Raw genomic sequence first — 25,591 nt, 5'->3', positions numbered from 1 at the left:
GTTTTATGCTTTCGCTTCTTTTATAGCGTCTGTATACCTCTTTAATTGTTTTTTAACAACTGGGAATAAGAAATATAATCCTACCATATTAGGGAATACCATTGCAAAGATCATTGCATCAGAGAAATCCCAAATAGATTTCATACTCGCTGCTGCTCCAATAACTACAAATAATAAAAATAATAATTTGTACGTTAAATCTGCTTTTTTACCTCTTCCAAATAAATATTTCCAAGACTGTAATCCGTAATAAGACCAAGAAATCATTGTAGAAACTGCAAATAAAACAACTGCAATAGTTAAGAATACATTAGAAAAAGGAATATATTCTGCAAATGCTGCTGAAGTAATTCCAGCTCCTTCTAATCTTGCTCCGTCAATAAATACTCCACCACTTCCGTCTCCTCCATATTGGAAAACTGTTGCTCCTGAAGCATCACCTCCGAAGTTAAAAATAATAATTACTAAGGCTGTCATTGTACAAATTAATACTGTATCAATAAACGGCTCTAATAATGCCACTAAACCTTCAGATGCTGAATATTTTGTTTTTACTGCTGAATGCGCAATTGATGCAGAACCTGCACCTGCTTCATTTGAAAATGCAGCTCTTTTAAAACCTACTAATAATACACCTATAAAACCACCAACTCCAATAGCTGTTGGATTAAATGCTTCTCTAAAAATTAAAGCAAATGCATCATCAACTAAAGAAAAGTTAGAACCTAAAATATATAAACAAGCTAACACATATAATCCTGCCATAAATGGAACTACTTTCTCTGTAACCTGTGCAATTCTTTTAATTCCTCCGATAATTATAATACCTACTATAATTGCTAAAATAACTCCAATTATTGCTCCAGCGGCAGAACTTTCTAATCCTAATAATTCTTTTAAAACTACAGTTGCTTGGTTAGATTGAGCTGCGTTACCACCACCAAAAGAACCTCCGATACAGAAAATTGCAAAAATTACTGCTGCAATTTTTCCAATCATTTCAAATCCTCTTTCTTTTAAACCTTTACTTATATAATACATTGGACCACCATAAACAGTACCATCTTCTCCTACATCTCTATATTGAACTCCTAATGTACATTCAACAAATTTTGTAGACATTCCTAAGAATCCACAAACTACCATCCAAAATGTTGCTCCTGGACCACCTAAAGCAATTGCTAATGCAACACCTGCAATGTTACCATTACCAACGGTTCCTGAAACGGCTGTTGCTAAAGCTTGGAAGTGTGTAACTTCTCCTTCTGCACTTTCATCTTTAATTGTTTCTCTAATATCTCCTCCTGGAGTACTATCTCCATACGCATCATCTACACCATGACCTTCATCTAAATCATCATATTTACCTCTAACAACATTAATTGCAGTTTTAAAATGAAATAAATTCGGAAACTTAAAATAAATTGTAAAAAATGCAGCACTAAATACCAATAAAAGAAGTACAAATGGAATTTCTACACTTTCATTTTTGTAAATTGGAAAGAAAATTACGCTACTAAAAAAATCTGATATCGGCTTAAATGCCTCGTCTATACGTTGGTCTATACCTTTTTCTTGAGCAAATGTAAACATTGGCGCTAAAATTGCTAGCAACGCTAGTAGTTGTTTCTTCATAATATAATTATTGTGTTAGTTTTTGAATTAGTAGCTCGCAATATCATAAAAAATTGCACTTTTGACAAGTTTTGAGCGTTAAATATGAAATTTACGTTAGGTTTTCTTTAAATTTTTGCAAGTTTTCTTTAAAAGATTTTGACTGAAAACCAAGAACCCTAATAGATTTATCTAAATTAAAACCTGTTTTTGGTGGTCTTCTTGCTTTTTGATTTAAAGTTGCCGTAGAAATGGGTTTTATCAAGTTTTTATCTAACTCAAACACCTCAGTAATTTGTTGTGCCATTTCATAAATACTCAATAGCTTGTTAGATGAAATATTAAAGATTCCTTTAGCTTCTTCTTGCATTGCTAACAAACATGCCCTTGCTAACTCTTCTACATAGGTTGGCATTCTATATTGATCATCAACTATAGTAACTTCATCTTTGTCTTCTAACTTTTCTTTTAGCCATAAAACAAGGTTTCCTTTATTCATTTTTGCTACTTTACCAAAAACTAAAATAGTACGTAAAATAGTATAATCTATAGTTGAGTTTACAATTGCTTCTTCAGCTAATAATTTTGATTTTCCGTAGTAGTTAACTGGGTTAGGAATATCAGTTTCCTTATAATTTCCTTTTGTTCCGTCAAAAATAAAATCGGTTGAGATATGTATTAAATGCGCATTTAATTCTTTAGTAACAGCTACTAAATGTTTTACTGCTTCTACATTTACAGCATCGCACAATTCTTTATTATCTTCACAAAAATCTACATTTGTAACTCCTGCTGCATTAATAATAAAATGTGGTTTTACAGCTTTTATTGTGTTTAATAATAAGTCTGTATTTGTTATATCAATTCCAAAATAATGATATCCATCTTCCGTAGGAAATCTATTTTTACCTTTAGAAATTGCAATAACATTACAACGTGTATCTAACAACTGTTTTAACAGTGTTTGCCCTAATAAACCGTTACTTCCTGTGATGAGTACTTTTATCATTAAAACAATTCTCTAAGTTTTGTAATCTGTTCTGGACGTCCTAAAATAATTAAATTAGAATCTAAAACTAACTCCGTGTTTGCTTCTGGGTTAATTATATATTCTTTACTTGGTGTTTTAAAGCCAATTACTGTACAACCAGTTTTCTTACGCAAGTCTAAATCTAAAATAGTTTTACCAATATACTTTTCTGGAAGGTTATTTACATCAATTTCCTCTAAATTTGTAGTAGTTTCTCCCGAAATGGTTAACTGATCTACAAATTCTATAACATCAGGTGTTACCACCAAAGATGCCATGTGTGCTCCACCTAACTTATCAGGCATAATTACATTTTCTGCTCCAGCAATTTTAAGTTTACTTGAGGATGATTCTTTAGAAGCTCTACTTATAATTTTACATTCTTTATTTAATTGACTTGCTGTTAACACCACAAATAAGTTATCTGCGTCCGAAGGTAAAGCCGTAATTAAATTGGAAGCTTTATCTATACCTGCACGCAACATGGTTTCATCTGTAGTTGCATCTCCTTGGATATTTAAAACTCCTTCAGCATCTAATTTCTTAATAAGTGTTTGATTTTTTTCAACAACAACAAACTCTTTATTATAATTTTTAAGCTTTGCAATAGCTTGTTTTCCGTTTCTACCATAACCACAAACAATAGTGTGTCCATTAAGTTTTGCTATTTTTTTCTCCACTTTTTTATGTTTAAAATGTTCAAATAATTGTCCTGTAATTAAATATTCTGAAAATGATGAAATTGTATAACCAACTACAAGCACACTTGTTAAAATTAAGAATACTGCAAAAATTTTATCTGCATCTGTAAACGGATGTACTTCACTAAAACCAACAGTTGATATTGTAATTACAGTCATGTATAGCGCATCTATAAAACCATAACCAGAAATTACCATAAAACCAAAAACACCCAATAATATTATTATAAAAAAGAGTGTTAAAGCGCGGTATAATTTAGATTCGAATATTTTATTCATAAATCGAAAACTGAACTTCTTTTAGTGTAAATCATATCTTTTAATTTCAATAAAAAAGCCAACGTTAAGTACAAACCAAAAGACAAACCAACGGTTACAAAAGAGATGTAGATAAAGAATATTCGTACATTTTTTGCACGCATACCCAATTTATCTGCAAATCGAGAAAAAACACCAAATCCGTGTTTTTCAAAAAAATGTCTTACTGAATTTACTCCCATCAATACTTTTATTATAACTGCAAGATACTATTTTCAACTGATTTGTTTGCAACATACAAACCAAAACTCAAATCAAATTGGTAACTTTGCTTTTTTCCAAAAAACACCAATGGCTAAAGAGCAAGAATTTATAGAAGTTTATGGAGCAAGAGCTCATAACTTAAAAAATATTGACGTTAAAATTCCGAGAGAAAAACTGGTTGTAATTACTGGTTTAAGCGGAAGCGGTAAATCTTCTTTAGCTTTTGACACCATTTATGCTGAAGGTCAAAGACGTTATATTGAAACCTTTTCCGCCTATGCGCGTCAATTTTTAGGTGGATTAGAAAGACCAGATGTTGATAAAATTGATGGGCTTTCGCCCGTTATTTCCATAGAACAAAAGACTACTAATAAAAGCCCGCGTTCTACCGTTGGTACCATTACAGAAATTTACGATTTCCTTCGTTTATTATTTGCAAGAGCTGCCGATGCTTACTCATATAATACTGGTGAAAAAATGGTGAGTTATGCCGATGAGCAAATTAGAGACTTAATTTTAAAAGATTTTGACGGAAAAAGAATTGCCGTCTTAGCTCCTTTAGTAAAATCAAGAAAAGGACATTATCGTGAGCTTTTCGAGCAGATTTCTAAACAAGGTTTTGTGCGTGTTCGTGTAGATGGAGAAATAAAAGAGATTGAAAAAGGAATGAAACTAGATCGTTACAAAACACACGATATAGAAGTAGTTATAGATAGATTGGTTGTTAATGAATCTGCTGAAAAAAGATTAGAAGAAACCATAAAAACCGCCTTATATTCTGGTAATAATATTTTAATGGTTATTGATGTTGATGCTGAAAAACCACGTTATTTTAGCCGTGAGCTAATGTGTCCAACTTCAGGAATTGCCTATCCAAATCCAGAACCAAATACGTTTTCATTCAATTCTCCAAAAGGAGCTTGCCAAAGCTGTAATGGTTTAGGAATTACAAATGAAATCAACCAACAAAAAGTAATTCCAGATACTTCAATTTCTATTAAAAACGGAGGAATTGTTCCGTTAGGAGAACAAAAAGGAAGTTGGATTTTTAAGCAACTTGAAAATATTGCAGAACGTTATAAATTTAAATTAACCGACCCTATTTCTAAAATTCCGAAGGAAGCAAAAGAAATTATTTTAAACGGAGGAAAAGAAACTTTTAAAATTTCTGCCAAAGCTGCTGGTGTAACTAAAAATTATGAAATTGACTTTGAAGGAATTATTTCTTTCATTGAAAATCAATATAAAAATGCCGAAAGCACCACAATTAAACGTTGGGCTAAAGGTTTTATGGATGAAGTTTCTTGTTCTACCTGCGGAGGAAAAAGACTTAAAATAGAAGCACTTCATTTTAAAATTACAGATAAAAACATCAGTGATTTAGCACAAATGGATGTTACTGAATTGGCTAATTGGTTCAAAAACATTGAAAAAAACTTATCAGAAAAACAACTTACAATTGCTGCTGAAATCCTAAAGGAAATAAGAACTCGTATTCAGTTTTTAGTAGATGTTGGTTTAGATTATTTAACCTTAGATAGAACTTCAAAATCACTTTCTGGAGGAGAAGCACAACGTATTCGTTTGGCAACTCAAATTGGCTCTCAATTAGTTGGTGTTTTATACATTTTAGATGAACCAAGCATTGGTTTACACCAACGCGACAATCAAAAATTGATTGATTCTTTAGTGAAATTGCGTGATATTGGAAATTCAGTTTTAGTAGTTGAACACGATGAAGATATGATTAAAAGTGCCGACTTTGTCTTTGATATTGGTCCTGGCGCAGGAAGACATGGTGGTGAAATTGTAAGTCAAGGAACGTTTGATGAAATAAAGAAAGAGAAAACATTAACAGCAGATTATTTATCGAAACGAAAGCAAATTGAAGTTCCGAAGGAAAGAAGAAAAGGAAACGGCAAAACCATTAAACTTTCTGGGGCTACTGGAAATAATTTAAAAAATGTTTCGGTTGAATTTCCGCTCGGAAAAATGATTTGCGTTACTGGAGTTTCTGGAAGTGGAAAATCGACTTTAATCAACGAGACTTTATATCCAATACTTAACGCACATATTTATAGAGGTGTTAAAAAACCAATGCCGTATAAAAAAATAACAGGTATAGAACATATTGATAAAGTAATTGACATTGACCAATCTCCAATTGGAAGAACGCCTCGTTCCAATCCTGCAACCTACACAGGAACTTTTGGAGAAATTAGAAGTTTATTTGCTAAAATACCTGAAGCAGCAATTCGTGGTTATAAACCAGGAAGATTCTCCTTTAATGTAAAAGGAGGTCGTTGTGAAACTTGTCAAGGTGGCGGAGTTCGTGTTATTGAAATGAATTTTTTACCTGATGTTCAAGTAGAATGTGAAACTTGTCAAGGAAAACGTTTTAACAGAGAAACGCTAGAAATTAGATACAAAGGAAAATCAATTTCTGATATCTTAAATATGACTATTGAAGATGCTACAGATTTCTTTGAACATATACCAAAGATATTCAGAAAACTAAAAACCATTAAAGATGTTGGTTTAGGTTATATAACACTTGGACAACAATCAACCACGCTTTCTGGTGGAGAAGCACAACGAATAAAATTGGCTTCAGAATTATCTAAAAGAGACACCGGAAATACATTTTATATCTTAGACGAACCTACAACTGGACTTCATTTCGAAGATATTCGTGTTCTTATGGAAGTGTTAAATAAGTTAGCCAACAAAGGAAATACAGTACTTATTATTGAGCATAATATGGACGTTATTAAACTTGCCGATTATATTATTGACATTGGTATGGAAGGCGGAAAAAATGGCGGAAAAGTATTAACATCTGGCACACCAGAACAAGTTGCAAAACATAAAACAAGTTATACTGCCGAGTTTTTGAAAAAAGAATTACTTTAGCAGGCTTGCTTTTATGCAAGAAATATTAAATTTAAAAGGATAATTATGACGCAAGAAGACAGAAAAATAAAAGAAAAATTACAAACAAAGACTTGGAACGAAATAAAAACAAATGATTCTTGGGCTATATTTAAAATTATGGCTGAGTTTGTTGAAGGATACGAACGCTTAAGTAAAATTGGACCTTGTGTTTCAATTTTTGGATCTGCACGTACAAAACCAGATCACCCATATTATAAATTAGCAGAAGAAGTTGCTTTTAAATTAACCCAAAACGGTTTTGGTGTTATTACTGGTGGCGGGCCTGGAATTATGGAAGCTGGTAATAAAGGTGCACATAGAGGAAAAGGTGTTTCTGTTGGATTAAATATAGAATTGCCTTTTGAACAACATGACAACCCATGGATTGACCAAGGAAAAAGTTTAGACTTCGATTACTTCTTTGTAAGAAAAGTAATGTTTGTAAAATACTCACAAGGTTTTATTGTAATGCCTGGAGGTTTTGGAACAATGGATGAACTATTTGAAGCAATTACTTTAATTCAAACTAATAAAATTGGACGTTTCCCAATTGTTTTAGTTGGAAAAAAATTCTGGGGTGGTTTGTTAGATTGGATTAAAAACACACTTTTAGAAGAAGGAAATATTAGTGAAAAAGATTTAAACTTATTTAGAGTTGTAGACACTGCAGATGAAGCTGTAGAACATTTAAATAATTTCTACGCTAAATATCAATTAAAGCCAAATTTCTAAAAATAATAAATTATCTAAAAAACTCGTTGTACATTGTGCAACGAGTTTTTTGTTTCCATATGAATTTTAAGAAAGCACTCCTTATTCTTTTATTATTCAGTTGTAAAATACTGTTATCGCAAACAAACGCGATAAAAATTGATGCTCACTTACTAGACAATTCAGACAAGTTGCGTGTTGTTCAAGAAATTACATTCCACAACAAAACAAACACTACACTTAACAATATATATTTACACAACTGGGCAAATAGCTTAGCAAATAATAACACTCCGCTAGCAAAACGCTTTTTAGAAGACTATAAAAACACATTTTATTTTTCAAAGGATAAAGAAAAAGGTTCTACTACTATTCATAATCTTCTAGTAAACTACCAGAAAGTAGAATACAATGAAGTTATAAACCATCAAGATATTCTTAAAATTGATTTAAACACTTCTTTAAAACCCAATGACAGCATTGTAATTACGGCAAATTATACTGTTAAAATACCTGATGCAAAATTTACCAGATACGGAAAAACCAAAACTGGTTTTCATTTACGTTATTGGTATTTAACTCCTGTGGTTTATGAAAATGGTTGGCAAACCATGAGTAATTTAAACTTGGATGATTTGTATATGAACATTGCAAATTATAATATTAACATTTCTGCTCCTAAGCCTTATTTTATAGAAAGTAATTTAAAAAACACTCTTAAAAACAACCAAACGACAACTAATTTTACAGGAAACAACACCAAAGATGTAATTATAAGTATAGATAGTATCAATAAATTTACTACGTTAAAAACTAAAAAAACTTTAGTAAAAACGGATTTATTAGAAGATTTTTTAGACCCAAGAGTTGCCACAGATATTGTTGACAGAGAACTGAATTTTATTGAAGATTTTCTTGGGAAATATCCTAATAAAGAAATATTTATTGATAGAAATTCGGTTGGAAAAAACTCTTTGCATGATATTTATGGTTTACCAAAATGGCTAAAACCGTTTCCTGAAAATTTTAGATGGGAAATGCGTTTTTTCAACTCGCTAACAATTAAATATTTAGACGACGTTTTACTATTCAATAAAAGAAAAGATTACTGGTTAAAAGACGGTATTCAAACTTTTTTAATGATGGAATATGTGAAAAAATATTATCCAGATATTACCATTCTAGGGAAGTATTCTAAATACTGGGGAATAAAAAGTTACAACATTTCAAAATTAAAACAGAATGATAAATATCAATTTGTGTATCAATTTAGTGCTCGTAAATTCTTTGACCAAGCTTTAAATGTTAGAGCAGATTCTCTATCTAATTTCAACAGAAAAGTAGTTAGTAAGTATAAATCCGGTTTAGGTTTTAGGTATTTACAAGATTTTGTTGGAGATAGTATTTTAAAAAATTCATTCAAAGAATTCTATGCTAAAAATCAATTAAAACCAACAAATAGTCTTCAATTTGAAAAAATATTAACCTCAAAAACTGATAAAAATCTTGATTGGTTTTTTGGAGATTATATTTCAACAGACAAAAAAATAGATTATAAAATAAAGAAAGTTGTACAAACTGAAGATTCTTTAAGAATCACCATAAAAAACAAAAGAGAAATGACTGCGCCCGTTGCTTTATACGGCGTAAAAGACAAAAAAATTAAATTTAAAAAATGGATAACTGGAGTAGATTCTACTAAAACTATAACAATTCCTAAAAACGGGTTTGACAAACTAGCCTTAAATTATGAGCAATTATATCCTGAATATAATTCGTTAGATAACTTTAGAAAAACAAACAACAGTTTACTACACAAACCTTTTCAGTTTAGACTCTATAAAGATGTTGGAGACCCTTATTACAATCAACTTTTTTATAGTCCAAACATAAGATACAACCTATATGATGGATTAATTTTAGGTATAAATCTAAACAACAAACCAGTTTTAGCTCATAACTTTGAGTTTAGTTTAACTCCAAATTACAGTACAAAAAGTAAAAATTTAACTGGTGGTTATGCGCTAGGTTACAATCATTTTTTTAAAAGTGATAAAATTTACAAAATTAAATATGGCGTTAGCGGCAGCAACTTTCATTACGCTCCTGAATTAGGTTATAACAAATTTTCTCCATTTGTAAACATTCAATTTAAAAGGAATAGTTTACGAGATGTTGGTACAAAATTTTTACTTACTCGTTTAGTTTACATTAACAAAGATATTCCAGATAGCTTACAAATTTCGGAAAGAGATAAGTACACAATTTTTAATGTTAGATATGTAAATAGCAAACCTAATGTTGTAAAACGTTTTCAATATGCTTTAAATGCTGAATTCGGAAATAACTTTACAAAGTTCTCAACAGACGTTCGTTACAGAAAAGAGTTTAATAGAAATCAAAATTTTGAACTTCGCTTTTTTGGAGGAATATTTCTTAACAACAAATCTAAAGGAGACTATTTTAGCTTTGGATTAAACCGAGGATCAGATTATTTATTTGAACAAAACCTATTTGGAAGATCAGAAAGTTCTGGTTTATTTAGTCAGCAATTTGTGGTTGCAGACGGAGGTTTTAAATCGAATTTTAATCAAGATGTTTTTGCTAACCAATTAGCAACTTCTGTAAACACTAGTATCGGTATTTGGAACTGGCTAGAAGTCTACAATGATGCTGCAATGCTTAAAAACAGGAATCAAAATCCACGTTTTTTCTATGAAAACGGAGTCCGACTCAATTTTATTCCTAATATTTTTGAATTCTATCTTCCGGTTTATACAAACGAAGGATTTCAGCTAAATGACAATTATAGCAGTAAAATACGTTTTGTTATCACCACAAGTTTTGACAGAATTTACAACTATATCAGAAGAGGATTACTATAATATACACAACAAAACACTCTTAAACCACTATAATATTACGATATTCGTAATAAAGCTTTTATATTTCTAAAATTCAACTAAAAAACGTACTTTTGCATTGAAGCAAAAAATATAGACATCTATGGCTACAAAACACGCAAACCTTACCGCTGAACAAATATCTTTTAACGATTTTAAAAACGAAGTCTTAAAAGATTACAAAATCGCAAGACTTAGTAGAGAATGTAGTTTATTAGGACGTAGAGAGGTTTTAACTGGTAAAGCTAAGTTTGGTATTTTTGGAGACGGTAAAGAAGTACCTCAATTAGCTATGGCCAAGTCTTTTAAAAACGGAGATTTTAGATCTGGTTATTATAGAGATCAAACTTTTATGATGGCAATTGGTGAGTTAAATCCACAACAATTTTTCGCTGGTTTATATGCGCATGCCGATATTAAGATTGAACCAATGTCTGCAGGTAGGCAAATGGGCGGTCATTTCGCTACACATTCTCTAGATGAAAATGGCGATTGGAAAAACTTAACTCAGCAAAAAAATTCTTCATCAGATATTTCTCCAACTGCAGGTCAAATGCCTCGTTTATTAGGTTTAGCACAAGCTTCAAAAATTTATAGAAACGTAAAAGGATTAGAAAATTTTACTGATTTTTCTGATAAAGGAAACGAAGTTGCTTGGGGAACAATCGGTAACGCAAGCACATCTGAAGGTTTATTTTTTGAAACAATAAATGCCGCAGGAGTTTTACAAGTACCAATGGTAATGAATGTTTGGGATGATGAGTACGGAATTTCTGTACACGCTAAACACCAAACAACCAAAGAAAGTATTTCAGAAATATTAAAAGGTTTTCAAAAAGAAAAAGACACTAACGGTTACGAAATCTTTGTAGTTAATGGATGGGATTATGTACAACTTATTGATGTATATAACAGAGCTTCAGAAATTGCAAGAACACATCATACACCTGTTTTAATTCATGTTAAAGAATTAACACAACCTCAAGGGCACTCTACTTCTGGCTCACATGAAAGATACAAAACTCCAGAACGTTTAAAATGGGAAAAAGATTTTGACTGTATTACACAAATGCGTAATTGGATTTTAAATTTTGAACTTGGTGATGGAAACGGAGGAAGTTTAAAATTTGTAGATTCTGAAGAAGAATTAATCAATATAGAGAAAAGCGCTAAGAAAGAAGTTTCTGCAGCAAAAAGAAACGCTTGGAACTCTTATTTAAATGAAATTAAAGTAGAATTAATTTCTGCTGGAAACTTATTTGAAAGAATTGCTAAAAAGAGTAGTAACGGTACTTTTATAACAAAATACAAAAACGACCTTGAAGCAATAATAGAACCTGTAAGAAAAGATGTTTTGGTTGCGTGTCGTAAAGTACTACGTTACTTAAGAGAAGAACATTTTGCTGAGAAAATTGAATTACAGAATTTTATTAAAAATGCAACCAAAAACGCCGAAATTAAATACTCTTCACATTTAATCAGTGAAACATCATATAAAACAACCAATGTAACTCCTGTAAAGCCAACCTATGGAGCAGAAGAAAATCTAGTTGACGCTCGTGTAATTATGAGAGACAACTTCAACGAAATTTTATCTAAACACCCAGAAGTATTAATTTTTGGAGAAGATGCAGGTTATATTGGAGATGTAAATCAAGGTTTAGAAGGTTTACAAGAAAAATTTGGAGAACTTAGAGTTTCAGATACCGGAATTAGAGAAGCAACTATTTTAGGTCAAGGAATAGGAATGGCAATGCGTGGTTTACGCCCAATTGCAGAAATTCAATATTTAGACTACTTATTATATGCTCTTCAAATTATGAGTGATGATTTAGCAACGCTTCGATACCGAACTTTCGGAAAACAAAAAGCGCCGTTAATTATTAGAACTCGTGGACATAGATTAGAAGGTATTTGGCATTCTGGTTCTCCAATGGGCGGAATAATTAACAACCTTCGCGGAATCCACGTTTTAGTTCCAAGAAACATGACGCAAGCTGCTGGTTTCTATAATACATTATTAGAAGGAGACGATCCTGCTTTAGTAATTGAGTGCTTAAATGGGTATCGTTTAAAAGAAAAAATGCCAACAAATATTGGTAGGTATAAAACTCCAATTGGTGTTACTGAAACTCTTAAAGAAGGAAGTGACATGACAGTAATTTCTTACGGTTCTACATTAAGAATTGTTCAAGAAACAGCTAAAGATTTATCGCAAGTTGGTATTGAAATTGAAATTATTGATGCGCAAAGTTTATTACCTTTTGATATTAATCATGATACTGTAAAATCTGTAGCAAAAACAAACAGATTATTAGTTATTGACGAAGATGTTCCTGGTGGAGCATCAGCATATTTATTACAAGAAATTTTAGAAAATCAAAATGGTTATCAATATTTAGATAGCAAACCACAAACATTAACAGCCAAAGCGCATAGACCTGCTTATGGTACAGATGGAGATTATTTCTCCAAGCCTTCCGCAGAAGATATTTTTGAAAAAGTATATGAAATGATGCATGAGGTAAACCCTAATAAATTTAAAAGTTTGTATTAAATTATCATTTTTAACTTATTTTAGAATTTCACCAAAACAATTAAAATACGCATTTAAACATCGTTTAAAAGCCTAAATAAGGAGTCATACACAAAACAAAGCACTTTAATTTTTATTAATTGGGCGTTACCTAAAGGTCGGGCTTTCCGTTATATCTTTTTGCAAAAAAAACAAAAAGGATGCCACTTCAATCCCTAACGCGCTTACTCTTATATAATCAACATTTAGTTAATACTAGTATATTTGAGAGTAGTAACCTATTAATTTTATGCTAAAAAACCAGTTTCGTCAATTTGTAAAACGGTATGGTCATCTTGAAAATTTCTTGCACTAGAATATTTCCAATCTATTGGGCTTGTTACAAAACCAAGGGCTACAGGATTTTTATGAATGTAATCTATTTTTTGTTTAATTACTTTCTCACTCCATAATTCTATTGGTTGATTGTTGTGTTGCCAAAATTGATATTTTGAAACATTACCTTTCTTTTTACCAGCTCTTTCAAACAACCATAACAATAATTCTTTTCTACTTTCTTGAGGATTGTTTTGTATAGCTTCTATTAGTTTTTTTGCAGTGTGTTTTTTAAAATCTCTTAATAACTCCATAGGTTGTTCATTAGAAGACCTAAATAAAAGATGGACATGACTTGGCATAAAACAATAGGCATATAATTCCATACCTTTTTTTGATCTACAGAAATCTACACTCTCTGCCAATACATTAAAATAGACTTGTCTAGTAAAAACTTCCATCCAATTTACGGTAGCAAAACTTACAAAATACAATGCAGATTTATTATGAAATTTATATTTTCTACTCATAGCACTTAAAAATACAAAAAAAAATATTTTAAGTTTAATTATTTCACGTAAAAGCTAGTGCTCGTTTGTAACGAGTACCGTTAATGCTTTTTAAGCTAATCTTTATGGTCACTCGTAACAAACGAGCGCTAGCGGGGATATTTAGACACATTACCTTTCTTTTTTCCTACTCTTTCAAACAACCATAACAGTAATTCTTTTCTGCTTTCTTGTGGATTGTTTTGGATAGTTTCTATTAGTTTTTTTTGCAGTATATTTTTTAAAATCTCTTAATAATTCCATGGGTTGCTCATTAGAAGATCTAAATAATAAATGTACATGGCTTGGCATAAAACAATACGCATATAATTCCATTCCTTTTTTAACTCTGTAAAAATTTATACTTTCTGCCAAAACATTAAAATAGACTTGCCTTGTAAAAACTTCTATCCAATTTACAGTAGCAAAACTTACAAGGTATAATGCAGATTTATATTTTCTGTTCATAGAATCTAAAAATACAAAAAAAATAATTTATTGTTTTAAGTTTATTTATTTCACGTAAACGCTAGTGCTCGTTTGTAACGAGTACCGTTAATACTTTTTTAAACCAATCTTTTTGGTCACTCGTTGTAAACGAGCGCTAGCGTTGCGTATAACAAAATACCATTACAGAGATTGTTTAGCCAAAATTAATTCAATTTTAGACCCTAAATAACACATTATTATTTCTTAAGAATAGTTTTTCCTATTGCGCACTGTAAACATTGTTTCGGTGCGCAATAGTTGTTTTTAAGCTCTAACAAAGCCTGACTTTCAAAAGCATTTTTAGCACTAATTTTTAAATCAGAAAACTTAGATATAATTGTGTTTTTCTCAGGTTTTAATTGTTGAATTAACTGTAAAAAGTCTTCTTCATCTACTTCTCCTCTACTGTTTAAGTATTGAAATTTTAACGGAATAATTGTATTAATCAACAGTAAATCTATAAACGATTTTGTTAGTTTTTTGGGCGATTTTTTTGAAGTTGTTTCAAACGTATAATGTGTTTTCCAAAATTCATTTACTTCAACAGAAAGTAAACTGTAGAAATCTTCCATTTTGGTAACTTCAATCAATTTAGAAAACAAATTTTGATGTTTATTGAATAAGGAAACTAATTGTGCAATTCTAATTGTTGGGAAATTATTTGGGCGCATTCTGAAGAACTGAAATTGTCGATTAGCAATTGGAGATAATTTGTGTTTATGTTTTAAATATTCGTATTCTTTCTTTAATTCATTTTGATAATTTTCTTCAGCAACCTCTTCTAAAAAACCAGCTTGCCCAAACAACAACGCCTCCAAACTTTCAGCATTAAACGACTCTTTTCTAACTACAGAAAAATCTAACGAAGTCGCCAAACTTAAAAAAGCTTCTGCATTTGTTTTCAATCCAAAGTTTTTAGCTAATAATTGAAATAAAACAGCTTCGTAATCTGAATTAGATTTATTTAAAAGCTCCTCAATAACACTAGATTTTCGTTCTAAACGTTCAAAATACAAGCGCTCTAACCAATTATTAACAACAAATTTATCGACCTCACTAATTTGATTTTCACAAGGAATCCAACGTTGTTGTTTAGAAAATAAATTCTGATAGCTTTTAAGTAAATTGTTATCAATTAATCCTTTTAATTCTAAAGTTGGTATTGGCGAATTATCCTTCATAAAAACTTCAACATCGTGCTGCCAAACAACATGTAAAATTACAGCGTCATAATTAACATCCTCTTCATGTTTGTGCAAGTACCAATCTGAAGAATTTAAATGAATTTCGACATTACCAACCCAAAGTTGCTTATTAATTTTTAACTGAGTATTCAAAAAATCGGGTCCAGAATTTGTATTATAGACTCCTGGATTTAAAATTTCAATTTCTTCATTTTTAGTAGTTTCAATTTCAGCAGAAGCAATTAATTTATACCGCCAAACGTAGTGCAGAAAATCTTCTTTCATTTTATAGCTTTTTGATAGTCAATTTACAAAAAATAAATTTATAGGCATATCAACTTAAACAATACCAATCTGTTTTTAGGTTGAGTAATATTAGCTTATTTTTGCAGCATAAAATTATACAATGAATAGTATAGAAAGTTTACAATGGCGTTATGCTGTTAAAAAATTTGACGATAAAAAACTGCTTTCTTCTGCACAAATCAATACCTTAAAAGAAGCGTTTAACTTAACGGCAACTTCTTACGGATTACAACCCATTAAGTTAGTTGTTGTTCAAAATAAAGACATTCAGAAAACATTAGTAGCACATTCTTGGAATCAACCACAAGTGGAACAAGCATCGCATGTTTTAGTTTTTTGTATTCCAAAAAAATATTCAAATGCTGCTATTGAAGAATATTTTGATTTGGTAAAAAAAATTAGAAATACGCCAGATGAAATAATAAATCCATTTAAAGAATATTTAATGGGCGATATTGATAAAAAAACACAAGAAGAGCTATTTCAATGGAATAAAAACCAAGCTTATTTAGCTATGGGGAATCTTTTAACCGTTTGCGCTATTGAACAAATAGATTCTTGCCCAATGGAAGGTTTTATTGCAGAAAAATATGACGAAGCTTTAGGCTTAAATCAACAAAACTTAACATCAATCTTAGTTTTACCAGTTGGTTTTAGAGCTGAAGACTGCTATATGAAAGACCTAAAAAAAGTTAGAAAAGAAACGAATGATGTTATCATCGAAATCAACTAAATTTACACGTAAAAATTTATTACAATGAGTTCAGAAATAAGAAATATAGAACCAACAATAGTTTGGAATCACTTTGCAGATTTAAACGCAGTTCCCCGTCCCTCAAAAAAGGAAGAACGTGTAATTGAATTTGCCGTTAACTTCGGAAAAAGTCTTGGTTTAGAAACTTTTACCGATAAAGTTGGAAATGTAATCATAAGAAAACCTGCTTCTGCCGGAATGGAAGACAGAAAAATGGTGGTTATGCAAGGGCATTTAGATATGGTGCACCAAAAAAATTCTGATACCATTTTTGACTTCGACAAAGAAGGAATTAAAATGTTTATTGAGGGAGATTGGGTTAAAGCAAAAGGAACAACTTTAGGCGCTGACAACGGATTAGGAGTTGCAGCAATTATGGCAATTTTATCTTCAACAGACATTGTGCATCCAGCAATTGAAGCGTTATTTACTATTGATGAAGAAACAGGAATGACAGGTGCAATGGGTCTTGAAGCTGGTGTTTTACAAGGTGAAATTTTATTAAACCTTGACACGGAAGAAGACGATGAAATTGGAATGGGTTGCGCTGGAGGAATAGATCTTACAGCAACAAGAAATTACACAGAAGAAGAAACCCCAAAAAACACAACTGCTTTTTCTATTTCTGTAACAGGTTTAAATGGCGGTCATTCTGGAATGGATATTATTAAAGGCTTAGGAAACGCCAACAAAATTATGAATCGTTTATTATACAACGGTTTTGAGCATTTTGGTTTACGTGTTGCTGAAATTAACGGAGGAAGTTTACGTAACGCAATTCCACGTGAAAGCTTTGCTTCCGTAGTAATTGACACGGTTTCTAAAGAACCTTTTTTGTTTGAATTAAATGAACTTATCAACACTATAAAAAACGAGTTCTTAACATTAGAACCAAATCTTTCTGTAGAATTAAAAGAAATTTCTTCACCAGAAAAGGTAATGGATTTAGGAGTTCAAGAAGGGTTTATAAAAGCTATTTACAGCGCTTTAAATGGTGTTTATAGAATGAGTCCAGATATTGAAGGTCTTGTTGAAACTTCGAACAATATTGCACGAGTTATCGTAAAAGATGGAGCAATAAAAATTGGATGTTTAACGCGTTCTTCTTCAGAAACTAATAAATATGATTTAGCAAATTCTCTACGCGCTGCTTTTGAATTGGCTGGTTTTTCTGTAGAACTTTCCGGTAATTATCCTGGTTGGCAACCTAATGTAAATTCGGAAATTGTAAATCTTGTAGCCAATATTTACGAAGAATTACATGGAGAAAAAGCGAACGTTGCTGCATGTCATGCAGGTTTAGAATGCGGAATTTTAGGACAAAATTACCCAAATGTAGACATGGTTTCTTTTGGCCCAAATATAAAAGGAGCTCACTCTCCTGATGAACGCGCTCAAATTTCTTCAACTCAAAAATTTTGGAAATTCTTATTAGAAATTCTTAAAAACATTCCGAAGAAAAATTAAAAAAACAACTCTAAAACCGAAGTTAACACTTCGGTTTTTTTTGTACTTAAATTGTTTACAAATCAACACAACGTGTTGATTTTTAGCACCTTATGTTTTTGTAATTTTATTAACATCTTTCTCTTTAAAAAACTACAATAAATTGTATTTTTACTGTTTAGTAATCGAACTATTTTAATGGGAAAAATAATAGCAATAGCAAATCAAAAAGGCGGTGTTGGAAAAACTACAACTACCGTTAACCTCGCTGCGTCTTTAGGTGTTTTAGAAAAGAAAGTTTTATTAATTGATGCAGATCCACAAGCAAATGCTTCATCTGGGTTAGGTATTGATGTAGAAAGTGTTGAATTTGGAACCTATCAGGTTTTAGAACATACTATTTCTGCAAAGGAAGCTATTATAGAAACTAACTCGCCTAACGTAGATATTATTCCTGCGCATATTGATTTAGTTGCTATTGAAATTGAATTAGTAGATAAAGAAAACCGCGAATACATGCTTAAAAAAGCGGTTGAAGAAATTAAAGACAATTACGATTATATTTTAATAGATTGCGCACCATCATTAGGTTTAATCACTTTAAACTCATTGGTTGCAGCAGATGCTGTTATTATTCCAATTCAATGTGAATATTTTGCTTTGGAAGGTTTAGGAAAATTATTAAACACTATAAAAAGTGTACAAAAAATACACAACCCAGAATTAGACATTGAAGGTTTATTATTAACCATGTTCGATTCTCGTTTACGTCTTTCTAATCAAGTTGTAGATGAAGTTAGGAAACACTTTAGCTCTATGGTTTTTGACACAATTATTAGAAGAAATACACGTCTTGGGGAAGCACCAAGTTATGGAGAAAGTATAATTGCATACGATGCAACAAGTAAAGGTGCTGTAAATTACTTAAATTTGGCAAACGAACTTTTAAAAAAGAACGCATAAAATGGCAAAGGCAACTAAAAAACAAGCTTTAGGAAGAGGATTATCTGCCTTATTGAAAGAAACTAGTAACGTTATTGCAGCTTCAGATGAAAATGCAGATAAAGTTGTTGGAAGTATTATTGAAATAGATTTAAATCTTATTGATGTAAACCCGTATCAACCAAGAACTTATTTTGACGAAGAAGCACTTAGAGAATTAGCGAGTTCTATTAGAGAACTAGGTGTAATTCAGCCAATTACAGTTCGTAAATTAGCAGAAGACAAATTTCAATTAGTATCTGGAGAACGTAGATTTAGAGCTTCAAAATTAATAGGAAACAAAACGGTTCCTGCTTACATAAGAATTGCAAACGACCAAGAAATGCTAGAAATGGCATTGGTTGAAAACATACAACGTAAAAATTTAGATCCAATTGAAGTAGCACTTTCTTACCAACGTTTAATTGATGAAATTAATTTAACGCAAGAAGAAATGAGTGTGCGTGTTGGTAAAAAAAGATCAACAGTAACAAACTACTTAAGATTGTTAAAATTAGATCCAATTGTACAAACAGGAATGCGAGACGGATTTATTTCAATGGGTCATGGAAGAGCTCTTATTAACGTTGAAAGTACGGAAGACCAATTAAATATTTACGAGAAAGTTTTACGAGAAAAATTATCGGTTAGACAAACTGAAGAATTAGTAAAAACTTTAAAAACAGGAAAAGTTACAAAACCAGCTAAAAAGAAACAACTTCCTAAATTTGTTAAGGAAAGTGTAAAAGATATTAGCGAATACTTTGGACACAAAATTGACGTTTCTGTAAGTAGTAATGGAAAAGGTAAAATCTCTATTCCTTTTCATTCTGAAGAAGATTTTAATCGAATTAAAAACTTATTAAAATAAGTGAGTTTCACGAAACACATATTCGTTTTTTGCTTTTTATGTTGCAGTTTATTTGCCAACGCACAAATTGATACTACAGCAATAAAAATAAAAGAATTATCTATCCAAGAAGGTATTTACAATCCACTTTCACCTTCTAAAGCTGCTTTTTATTCCGCAGTTTTTCCTGGAGGTGGGCAGATTTACAATAAAAAGTATTGGAAAGCGCCATTAGTTTGGGCAGCAATTGGTACTGCTACTTATTTTTACATCGACAACGGAAACGAATACGACAGATACAGAACAGCTTTTAAACTTAGAGCACAAGGTTTACAAGATGAATTTACAAGAGACGATGGTTCTCTAATTTTATCTACAGCAAGTTTAGAAAGCGCACAAACAACATTAAGAAAAAATAGAGATTTATCTCTTTTAACGGGTATTTTATTATACGTTTTACAAATTGTAGAAGCAAGTGTAAACGCACACCTTTTACAGTTTAATACCGATGATAATTTATCTATAAGACCAACTTTTCAGCCAGATAAAATGCTTGTTGAAGCTCCAAAAGTTGGACTTTCATTAAAATATTCTTTTTAAATGAAGATTGCATTACTAGGTTACGGAAGAATGGGAAAAGAGATTGAAAAAATCGCAATTTCTCGAGGACATGACATTGTTATAAGAAAAGACAAAGATGATGTTATTGACATTACCTTAGCAGATGTTGCTATTGATTTTAGTGTCCCAACATCAGCTTTTAATAATATTTCAGATTGTTTTAACAACAATGTTCCAGTAATTTCTGGAACTACCGGTTGGTTAGAAAAATATGATGAAGCTATTAATCTTTGTAAAGAAAAAAAGGGTGCTTTTATTTATGCTTCTAACTTTAGTTTAGGCGTAAACATCTTTTTTGAGTTAAATAAACAACTCGCTAAAATGATGAATGCTTTACAGGATTATAACATTTCTATGGAAGAAATTCATCATACAAAAAAACTAGATGCTCCAAGCGGAACAGCTATAACTTTAGCGGAAGGTGTTTTAGAAAACACCAACAGAACTAAATGGGAGCTAGACGGCGAAGCTTCCGAAGAAATTGTTCCTATTATCGCTAAAAGAATAGCAGATGTTCCTGGAACACATACCGTTTCTTATACTTCTGAAGTAGATACTATTGATATTAAACATACAGCGCATAACCGCCAAGGATTTGCATTAGGAGCAGTTATTGCGGCAGAATGGCTTCAAAATAAAACAGGTGTTTTCACAATGAATGATGTGTTAAACATTGGTTAAAAAACGTAACAATTAGCAATTTAAAACTACTAATTGACATCCTTTAAAAGGAATAAAAATTTAGAATTATGACATTTTTTGAATGGTTTATATTTTTCCTAATAGTACAAGTAGTACACTTTTTAGGAACTTGGAAATTATATGTAAAAGCTGGAAGACAAGCTTGGGAAGCAGCTGTACCAGTTTATAATGCAGTTGTTTTAATGCAAATTATTAACCGACCAAAATGGTGGGTAATTTTACTTTTTATACCAATTGTAAACTTATTAATGTTTCCAATAATTTGGGTAGAAACCTGTAGAAGTTTCGGTTTCAATAAAAGGCTACACACAATTTTAGCTATTATAACTTTTGGTTTCTTTATTTACTATATCAACTATTTTACAAATACAAAACACAAAGAAGGCAGAAGTTTAAAACCACAATCTAATCTTGGTGAATGGGTAAGTTCTATTTCTTTTGCAATTATTGCTGCTACTTTAGTGCATACTTATTTTATGCAACCGTACACAATTCCAACTTCATCTTTAGAAAAAACTTTATGGGTTGGAGATTATTTATTTGTAAGCAAGTTTCATTACGGAGCTAGAGTTCCAATGACAACAGTAGCTGCGCCAATGGTACACGATACACTTCCTGTAATTGGAAAATCTTTTATATCTGATGATACTGATAAAGAGGGCTTTTTAAACAAACTGTCTTTACCATATATGCGTGTTCCTGGTTTTCAAAAAATAAAAAGAAACGACATAGTTGTTTTTAGTTGGCCGGTTGATAGTTTAGCTTCTATGTGGGGAGATAGATCTGGAAAACACACGTATAAACCTATTGACAAACGTACAAATTACGTGAAACGTTCTGTTGGTATTCCTGGCGATAGTTTGGAAGTTAGAAATGGGTATGTTTTTATAAACGGAAAAAAAACTGTTTTACCTGACAGAGCAAATCCGCAATGGTTTTTTGAAGTTGATACAGAAGGGAAACAATTTAGCCAAGCTTTTATTAAAAGGTATAATGTTAGAGAAGGTGGCACAAGAGATGGAAAGTACATTCTTAATTTAACGGATGATGAAGCAGCTGCAATGGCTGATAACTCATTGGTAAAAAGCATAACAAAAGAATTGAAACCTGCTGGATTTTATGATAAAGCAGTTTTTCCTCACAATCCACAATACAAATGGAGTTCAGATAATTTTGGACCAATTTATATTCCGAAGAAAGGAGTTACTGTTGCCTTAGATTCAAAATCAATTCCGTTTTATGAGCAAATTATTGGTCGATACGAAAACAATAATTTAGTTGTTATGAATGATAAAATTTACATCAACGGAAAAGAAGCTAATAGCTACACTTTTAAACAAGATTACTATTGGTTAATGGGAGATAACAGACAAAACTCTTTAGACGCTCGTAATTGGGGTTATGTTCCGTTTGACCACGTTGTTGGTAAACCTGTAATGATTTGGTTGAGTTGGGATCCTAATATTTCTATATTTAACTTTTCTGATAAAATAAAATCTATTCGATGGGATAGAATGTTTACAACTGTTCATGGAAGTGGAGAGCCTGTTTCTTACTTATGGGTTGTGATTTTATTATTTGCAAGCTACTTTGGGTATAGTTTTTATAAAGGAAGAAAAAAAACTGACTAACTTTGAGTTTATTTTTACCAACATACTTCTCTCCTATTTCGCAATATTCAGCAATCATAAATGCTGAAAATATTGTTTTTGAGGTTGAAGATAATTTTCAAAAACAAACGTACAGAAACCGTTGTTATATTTATGGTGCAAATGGTAAACAGCTTTTAAATATTCCTGTTAAACACCCAAAAACGGAAGGAAGAAAGAAGACAAAAGACACATTAGTTGAAAACGTTACACCTTGGCAAAGTCAGCATTTAAAATCGCTACAATCTGCTTATAGAACTTCACCTTTTTTTGAGTTTTACATTGATGATTTAATGCCAATTTTTACAAAAGAATACACCTTTTTAATTGATGTAAATATTGATACTTTTTCAATATTAACGGATGCATTACAATTACCATCAAACTATTCAATAACTACAGAATACGAGTTACTTCCGAAGGAAAAAGATTTTAGAAATTTAGCTATTGATAAAAAGGGAATTGAAATTACAATACCTCAATACATTCAAATGTTTGATGACAAACATGGTTTTCTACCCAACCTTTCTCTGTTAGACTTACTTTTTATGGAAGGTCCAAACGCGATTAGTGTTTTAGAAAAAATTAAGCTACATTTGTAGATAACCTCTTCGTTATCAGCTACAAATGAGTTCAGTTAAAAAATACGCTTCTTCAATAGTAAAATTATCAGATGAAGCAATAAAGGATTTAGAAAATCTTTTCTCTTTAAAAAAATACAAAAAAGGAGAAATAATAGACGCAGCTGGCAAAACACCAAAAAACACTTTTTTATTAATAGAAGGCATTGCTAGAAGTTATACTTTAGATAAAAAAGGTAAAGAACATATTAGATCAATATTTATTCCAATATCAGTTTTTTGCTCGCTTACCTCATTATTATTAAAAACACCAGCAACTTCTACTTATGCTTGTATTACAGATTGTACAGTGTTTGAAGGGAATTGGGATACTTTTATACTACTCACCAAAAAGCATCATGACATTGCACTTTTACATATTAAAAATTTAGAGAGTGCTTTTATAAATATTGAAAGAAGAGTAAATTCTTTAAGCACCTTAAACGCTACTGAACGATATCTTGAACTTAAAAAAGTTGCTCCAGATATTGAAAAACACATACCGCTATATCAAGTTGCAGCTTATTTAAACATAACTCCTATACAATTTAGCAGAATTCGAAAAGCTTTATACTCTAAGTAACTTATAAACTTATGTTTAGAACAATACTTAAGTTATGTCCTATATTTGCAAACCCGTTTCTAAAAATATTAGAAATAGGAGTTTCCCCTTCAAAAGGTCTATCTTAATTGATAGGCCTTATTTTTTTGCTAGAAAAACTACTTTCTAAAACGTTTAATTAGATTATCTATTTCTGGTGAAATATTCATTTTTAGAACCACAAACAAATAACTTGTTACAATTAATATACTTTTAAGAACAATGTTCAATATTGGATGAAATGGAAAATCCCAGAAATAAAAGGCTGAAAATAAACACAAAATAATCAATATCAATTGTACCGATTTATTAGTAAAAGGAGTCATCTTAAATTTAGATTTTACAAAAAATATTTTTAGCGTATTAAAAACTAAAATAGTTATTAATGTTGCTAATGCAAATCCATCTGTTCTAAAAAATTCGAATAAATAGTTATTTAAGAAATACACAGACAAAGCCATACCAACACCAATTGGTAATGCAATTCTATAGAATTTTGAGTTATTAATAATTGCCCCATTATTTCCCAGGAACATGTTATACAATTTAGCTACAGAAATCATTAAAACTACTAAAACACCTTCTGAATAGCCTTTTTCTGGCATTAATTTAAAAAGCTCAACAACACCACAATTAACTAGTAAAAAGAATAACCCACCAATTAACAATAAGTTTATAGAACTCTTTTTATATAAATTTTCAACTTCGAAATGATTATTTTCATTTAAAGTTTTTGAAGTTAAAGGCTGTAATATTTGAGACATTGCCCTACTTGGAGCTTCAATAAATGAACCGATAAATACCGCAACCGCATAATAAGCAGCCACATTAACAACCTCTTTACTTGGTATCATCACCTTATCTATATCTAAAATTATGGCTCCGGCACTTCCTGCTAAAATAATATACCCTGAATAACGAAGTACTTCTTTAAAGTTATCTGGTAGTTGAAATGTTAATTTTGGAGCATATAATTTGAAAGCATAAAACATCATTAACAGTGTTCTTAAGACATAAAAACCTGTTAAAACCCATATAAATTGAGGCTTTGTAATCCATCCAAAAGAAATTGAAAGCAACAATAAACACACAACAGCTCTATTATAAAATTCCTTTAAAACATTACCAAAGACCGATTGTAACTGAACTTTAGCCCAAGAATAAAAAACTTCAAAATAAGCACAAGAAATTGCAATTATATATATCGATAGCGTATAACTTTCTACAATTTTATTCTCTGTTGGTAATTTAGTTAAAATCCAATTTTGAATTTCATTCCAAAAAAAACCTAGTGGAATTGCAATAAAAAGGGGTAAAATAATAGCAATTGATAAAAACCTATCTTGTTGTTCTTTGTCACTATATGATGAATAAAATTTAACAATGGTATTATGAATACCAAAAGCAGCCAAAGGCATTATTAAATTAGAAGCTGAAAGCAAATACACAACCAAACCATAAAATTCCGATTTTAAAATCTCTGGATATAAAACAAGAACGTTTATACCACCAACTATAAACCCAAGATATATTATGAGTGAATTTTTAAGAGACTGTTTTAAAATTATTCCCAA

21 protein-coding genes are annotated in these 25,591 nt (G+C 30.9%); 13 read left to right on the top strand and 8 right to left on the bottom strand.

Going from position 1 to position 25,591, the window contains the following annotated elements; all coding sequences use genetic code 11:
- Positions 1–3: 3 nt before the first annotated feature.
- From LPB136_RS01085 to LPB136_RS01070, 4 genes are all read right to left on the bottom strand, one after another.
- Complete coding sequence (locus LPB136_RS01085; protein ID WP_072554368.1) at positions 4–1,635, bottom strand: alanine/glycine:cation symporter family protein; 1,632 nt, start codon at positions 1,633–1,635, stop codon at positions 4–6.
- A gap of 91 nt (positions 1,636–1,726) precedes the next feature.
- Positions 1,727–2,623 carry a dTDP-4-dehydrorhamnose reductase gene (gene rfbD, locus LPB136_RS01080; RefSeq protein WP_072554367.1) on the bottom strand — a complete coding sequence of 299 codons (897 nt, stop codon included), beginning with the start codon at positions 2,621–2,623 and terminating at the stop codon, positions 1,727–1,729.
- On the bottom strand, positions 2,623–3,624 hold the full coding sequence (locus LPB136_RS01075) for a potassium channel family protein (protein ID WP_072554366.1): 1,002 nt from the start codon (positions 3,622–3,624) through the stop codon (positions 2,623–2,625). The genes rfbD and LPB136_RS01075 overlap by 1 nt, the downstream gene beginning before the upstream one ends.
- Positions 3,621–3,845: a PspC family transcriptional regulator gene (locus tag LPB136_RS01070; protein WP_072554365.1), complete on the bottom strand. Its 225-nt coding sequence runs from the start codon at positions 3,843–3,845 to the stop codon at positions 3,621–3,623. The genes LPB136_RS01075 and LPB136_RS01070 overlap by 4 nt, the downstream gene beginning before the upstream one ends.
- Positions 3,846–3,954: 109 nt before the next feature.
- On the opposite strand from LPB136_RS01070, the gene uvrA reads away from it, so the two are divergent.
- From uvrA to LPB136_RS01050, 4 genes are all read left to right on the top strand, one after another.
- Positions 3,955–6,780 (top strand): excinuclease ABC subunit UvrA, encoded by a 2,826-nt coding sequence (gene uvrA, locus LPB136_RS01065; RefSeq protein ID WP_072556865.1) that lies wholly within the window; start codon positions 3,955–3,957, stop codon positions 6,778–6,780.
- A gap of 45 nt (positions 6,781–6,825) precedes the next feature.
- Positions 6,826–7,533 (top strand): LOG family protein, encoded by a 708-nt coding sequence (locus LPB136_RS01060; RefSeq protein ID WP_072554364.1) that lies wholly within the window; start codon positions 6,826–6,828, stop codon positions 7,531–7,533.
- 59 nt (positions 7,534–7,592) lie between these two features.
- Positions 7,593–10,397 (top strand): gluzincin family metallopeptidase, encoded by a 2,805-nt coding sequence (locus LPB136_RS01055; RefSeq protein WP_072554363.1) that lies wholly within the window; start codon positions 7,593–7,595, stop codon positions 10,395–10,397.
- A gap of 121 nt (positions 10,398–10,518) precedes the next feature.
- The gene (locus tag LPB136_RS01050; protein ID WP_072554362.1) at positions 10,519–12,972 is read left to right on the top strand and encodes an alpha-ketoacid dehydrogenase subunit alpha/beta; all 2,454 of its coding nucleotides are present in this window, start codon (positions 10,519–10,521) and stop codon (positions 12,970–12,972) included.
- Between the two features lie 266 nt (positions 12,973–13,238).
- Here the strand turns inward: LPB136_RS01050 and LPB136_RS01045 are convergent, their stop codons facing one another.
- From LPB136_RS01045 to LPB136_RS01035, 3 genes are all read right to left on the bottom strand, one after another.
- Positions 13,239–13,796 carry an REP-associated tyrosine transposase gene (locus tag LPB136_RS01045; protein WP_072554361.1) on the bottom strand — a complete coding sequence of 186 codons (558 nt, stop codon included), beginning with the start codon at positions 13,794–13,796 and terminating at the stop codon, positions 13,239–13,241.
- A gap of 174 nt (positions 13,797–13,970) precedes the next feature.
- Positions 13,971–14,282, bottom strand: a complete 312-nt coding sequence (locus LPB136_RS01040) for a transposase (RefSeq protein WP_072554360.1) — start codon at positions 14,280–14,282, stop codon at positions 13,971–13,973.
- A 218-nt stretch (positions 14,283–14,500) separates the two neighbouring features.
- A complete protein-coding gene (locus LPB136_RS01035) occupies positions 14,501–15,772 on the bottom strand; it encodes a DUF2851 family protein (protein WP_072554359.1) in 1,272 nt (423 codons plus the stop codon).
- 121 nt (positions 15,773–15,893) lie between these two features.
- Between LPB136_RS01035 and LPB136_RS01030 the strand changes: the two genes are divergently transcribed.
- The 9 genes from LPB136_RS01030 (at position 15,894) to LPB136_RS00990 (ending at position 23,999) form a co-directional block, all read left to right on the top strand.
- Entirely contained in the window at positions 15,894–16,526 is a 633-nt protein-coding gene (locus LPB136_RS01030; RefSeq protein WP_072554358.1) for an NAD(P)H-dependent oxidoreductase, read from the top strand.
- A gap of 24 nt (positions 16,527–16,550) precedes the next feature.
- On the top strand, positions 16,551–18,014 hold the full coding sequence (locus LPB136_RS01025; protein ID WP_072554357.1) for an aminoacyl-histidine dipeptidase: 1,464 nt from the start codon (positions 16,551–16,553) through the stop codon (positions 18,012–18,014).
- 177 nt (positions 18,015–18,191) lie between these two features.
- On the top strand, positions 18,192–18,956 hold the full coding sequence (locus LPB136_RS01020) for a ParA family protein (protein ID WP_072554356.1): 765 nt from the start codon (positions 18,192–18,194) through the stop codon (positions 18,954–18,956).
- Position 18,957: 1 nt separating this feature from the next.
- Complete coding sequence (locus tag LPB136_RS01015; RefSeq protein ID WP_072554355.1) at positions 18,958–19,845, top strand: ParB/RepB/Spo0J family partition protein; 888 nt, start codon at positions 18,958–18,960, stop codon at positions 19,843–19,845.
- Positions 19,846–20,424 carry a DUF5683 domain-containing protein gene (locus tag LPB136_RS01010; RefSeq protein WP_072554354.1) on the top strand — a complete coding sequence of 193 codons (579 nt, stop codon included), beginning with the start codon at positions 19,846–19,848 and terminating at the stop codon, positions 20,422–20,424. It begins immediately after the preceding gene.
- Positions 20,425–21,126: a 4-hydroxy-tetrahydrodipicolinate reductase gene (dapB, locus tag LPB136_RS01005; protein WP_072554353.1), complete on the top strand. Its 702-nt coding sequence runs from the start codon at positions 20,425–20,427 to the stop codon at positions 21,124–21,126.
- Positions 21,127–21,194: 68 nt separating this feature from the next.
- The gene (gene lepB, locus LPB136_RS01000) at positions 21,195–22,778 is read left to right on the top strand and encodes a signal peptidase I (protein WP_072554352.1); all 1,584 of its coding nucleotides are present in this window, start codon (positions 21,195–21,197) and stop codon (positions 22,776–22,778) included.
- 2 nt (positions 22,779–22,780) lie between these two features.
- Positions 22,781–23,398, top strand: coding sequence for a WbqC family protein (locus LPB136_RS00995; protein ID WP_072554351.1), 618 nt, complete (start codon positions 22,781–22,783; stop codon positions 23,396–23,398).
- A gap of 25 nt (positions 23,399–23,423) precedes the next feature.
- A complete protein-coding gene (locus LPB136_RS00990) occupies positions 23,424–23,999 on the top strand; it encodes a Crp/Fnr family transcriptional regulator (protein WP_072554350.1) in 576 nt (191 codons plus the stop codon).
- Between the two features lie 137 nt (positions 24,000–24,136).
- Here LPB136_RS00990 and LPB136_RS00985 read toward each other — a convergent pair whose 3' ends face one another.
- On the bottom strand, positions 24,137–25,591 hold the full coding sequence (locus LPB136_RS00985) for a lipopolysaccharide biosynthesis protein (RefSeq protein ID WP_072554349.1): 1,455 nt from the start codon (positions 25,589–25,591) through the stop codon (positions 24,137–24,139).

The sequence above is a fragment of the Tenacibaculum todarodis genome (assembly GCF_001889045.1).
Lineage (GTDB): Bacteria > Bacteroidota > Bacteroidia > Flavobacteriales > Flavobacteriaceae > Polaribacter > Polaribacter todarodis.
Note: the sequence above shows the minus strand (reverse complement) of the source record. Positions and strands in the feature narration are given on the sequence as shown.

Coding starts and splice junctions, on each gene's coding strand:
- LPB136_RS01035 (WP_072554359.1), bottom strand. CDS start 15,772: ATGAAAGAAGATTTTCTGCACTACGTTTGGCGGTATAAATTAATTGCT.
- dapB (WP_072554353.1), top strand. CDS start 20,425: ATGAAGATTGCATTACTAGGTTACGGAAGAATGGGAAAAGAGATTGAA.
- LPB136_RS01045 (WP_072554361.1), bottom strand. CDS start 13,796: ATGAGTAGAAAATATAAATTTCATAATAAATCTGCATTGTATTTTGTA.
- LPB136_RS01055 (WP_072554363.1), top strand. CDS start 7,593: ATGAATTTTAAGAAAGCACTCCTTATTCTTTTATTATTCAGTTGTAAA.
- rfbD (WP_072554367.1), bottom strand. CDS start 2,623: ATGATAAAAGTACTCATCACAGGAAGTAACGGTTTATTAGGGCAAACA.
- LPB136_RS01075 (WP_072554366.1), bottom strand. CDS start 3,624: ATGAATAAAATATTCGAATCTAAATTATACCGCGCTTTAACACTCTTT.
- LPB136_RS01050 (WP_072554362.1), top strand. CDS start 10,519: ATGGCTACAAAACACGCAAACCTTACCGCTGAACAAATATCTTTTAAC.
- lepB (WP_072554352.1), top strand. CDS start 21,195: ATGACATTTTTTGAATGGTTTATATTTTTCCTAATAGTACAAGTAGTA.
- LPB136_RS00990 (WP_072554350.1), top strand. CDS start 23,424: ATGAGTTCAGTTAAAAAATACGCTTCTTCAATAGTAAAATTATCAGAT.
- LPB136_RS01040 (WP_072554360.1), bottom strand. CDS start 14,282: ATGAACAGAAAATATAAATCTGCATTATACCTTGTAAGTTTTGCTACT.
- LPB136_RS01030 (WP_072554358.1), top strand. CDS start 15,894: ATGAATAGTATAGAAAGTTTACAATGGCGTTATGCTGTTAAAAAATTT.
- LPB136_RS01085 (WP_072554368.1), bottom strand. CDS start 1,635: ATGAAGAAACAACTACTAGCGTTGCTAGCAATTTTAGCGCCAATGTTT.
- LPB136_RS01060 (WP_072554364.1), top strand. CDS start 6,826: ATGACGCAAGAAGACAGAAAAATAAAAGAAAAATTACAAACAAAGACT.
- LPB136_RS01025 (WP_072554357.1), top strand. CDS start 16,551: ATGAGTTCAGAAATAAGAAATATAGAACCAACAATAGTTTGGAATCAC.
- LPB136_RS01070 (WP_072554365.1), bottom strand. CDS start 3,845: ATGGGAGTAAATTCAGTAAGACATTTTTTTGAAAAACACGGATTTGGT.
- LPB136_RS01020 (WP_072554356.1), top strand. CDS start 18,192: ATGGGAAAAATAATAGCAATAGCAAATCAAAAAGGCGGTGTTGGAAAA.
- uvrA (WP_072556865.1), top strand. CDS start 3,955: ATGGCTAAAGAGCAAGAATTTATAGAAGTTTATGGAGCAAGAGCTCAT.
- LPB136_RS01015 (WP_072554355.1), top strand. CDS start 18,958: ATGGCAAAGGCAACTAAAAAACAAGCTTTAGGAAGAGGATTATCTGCC.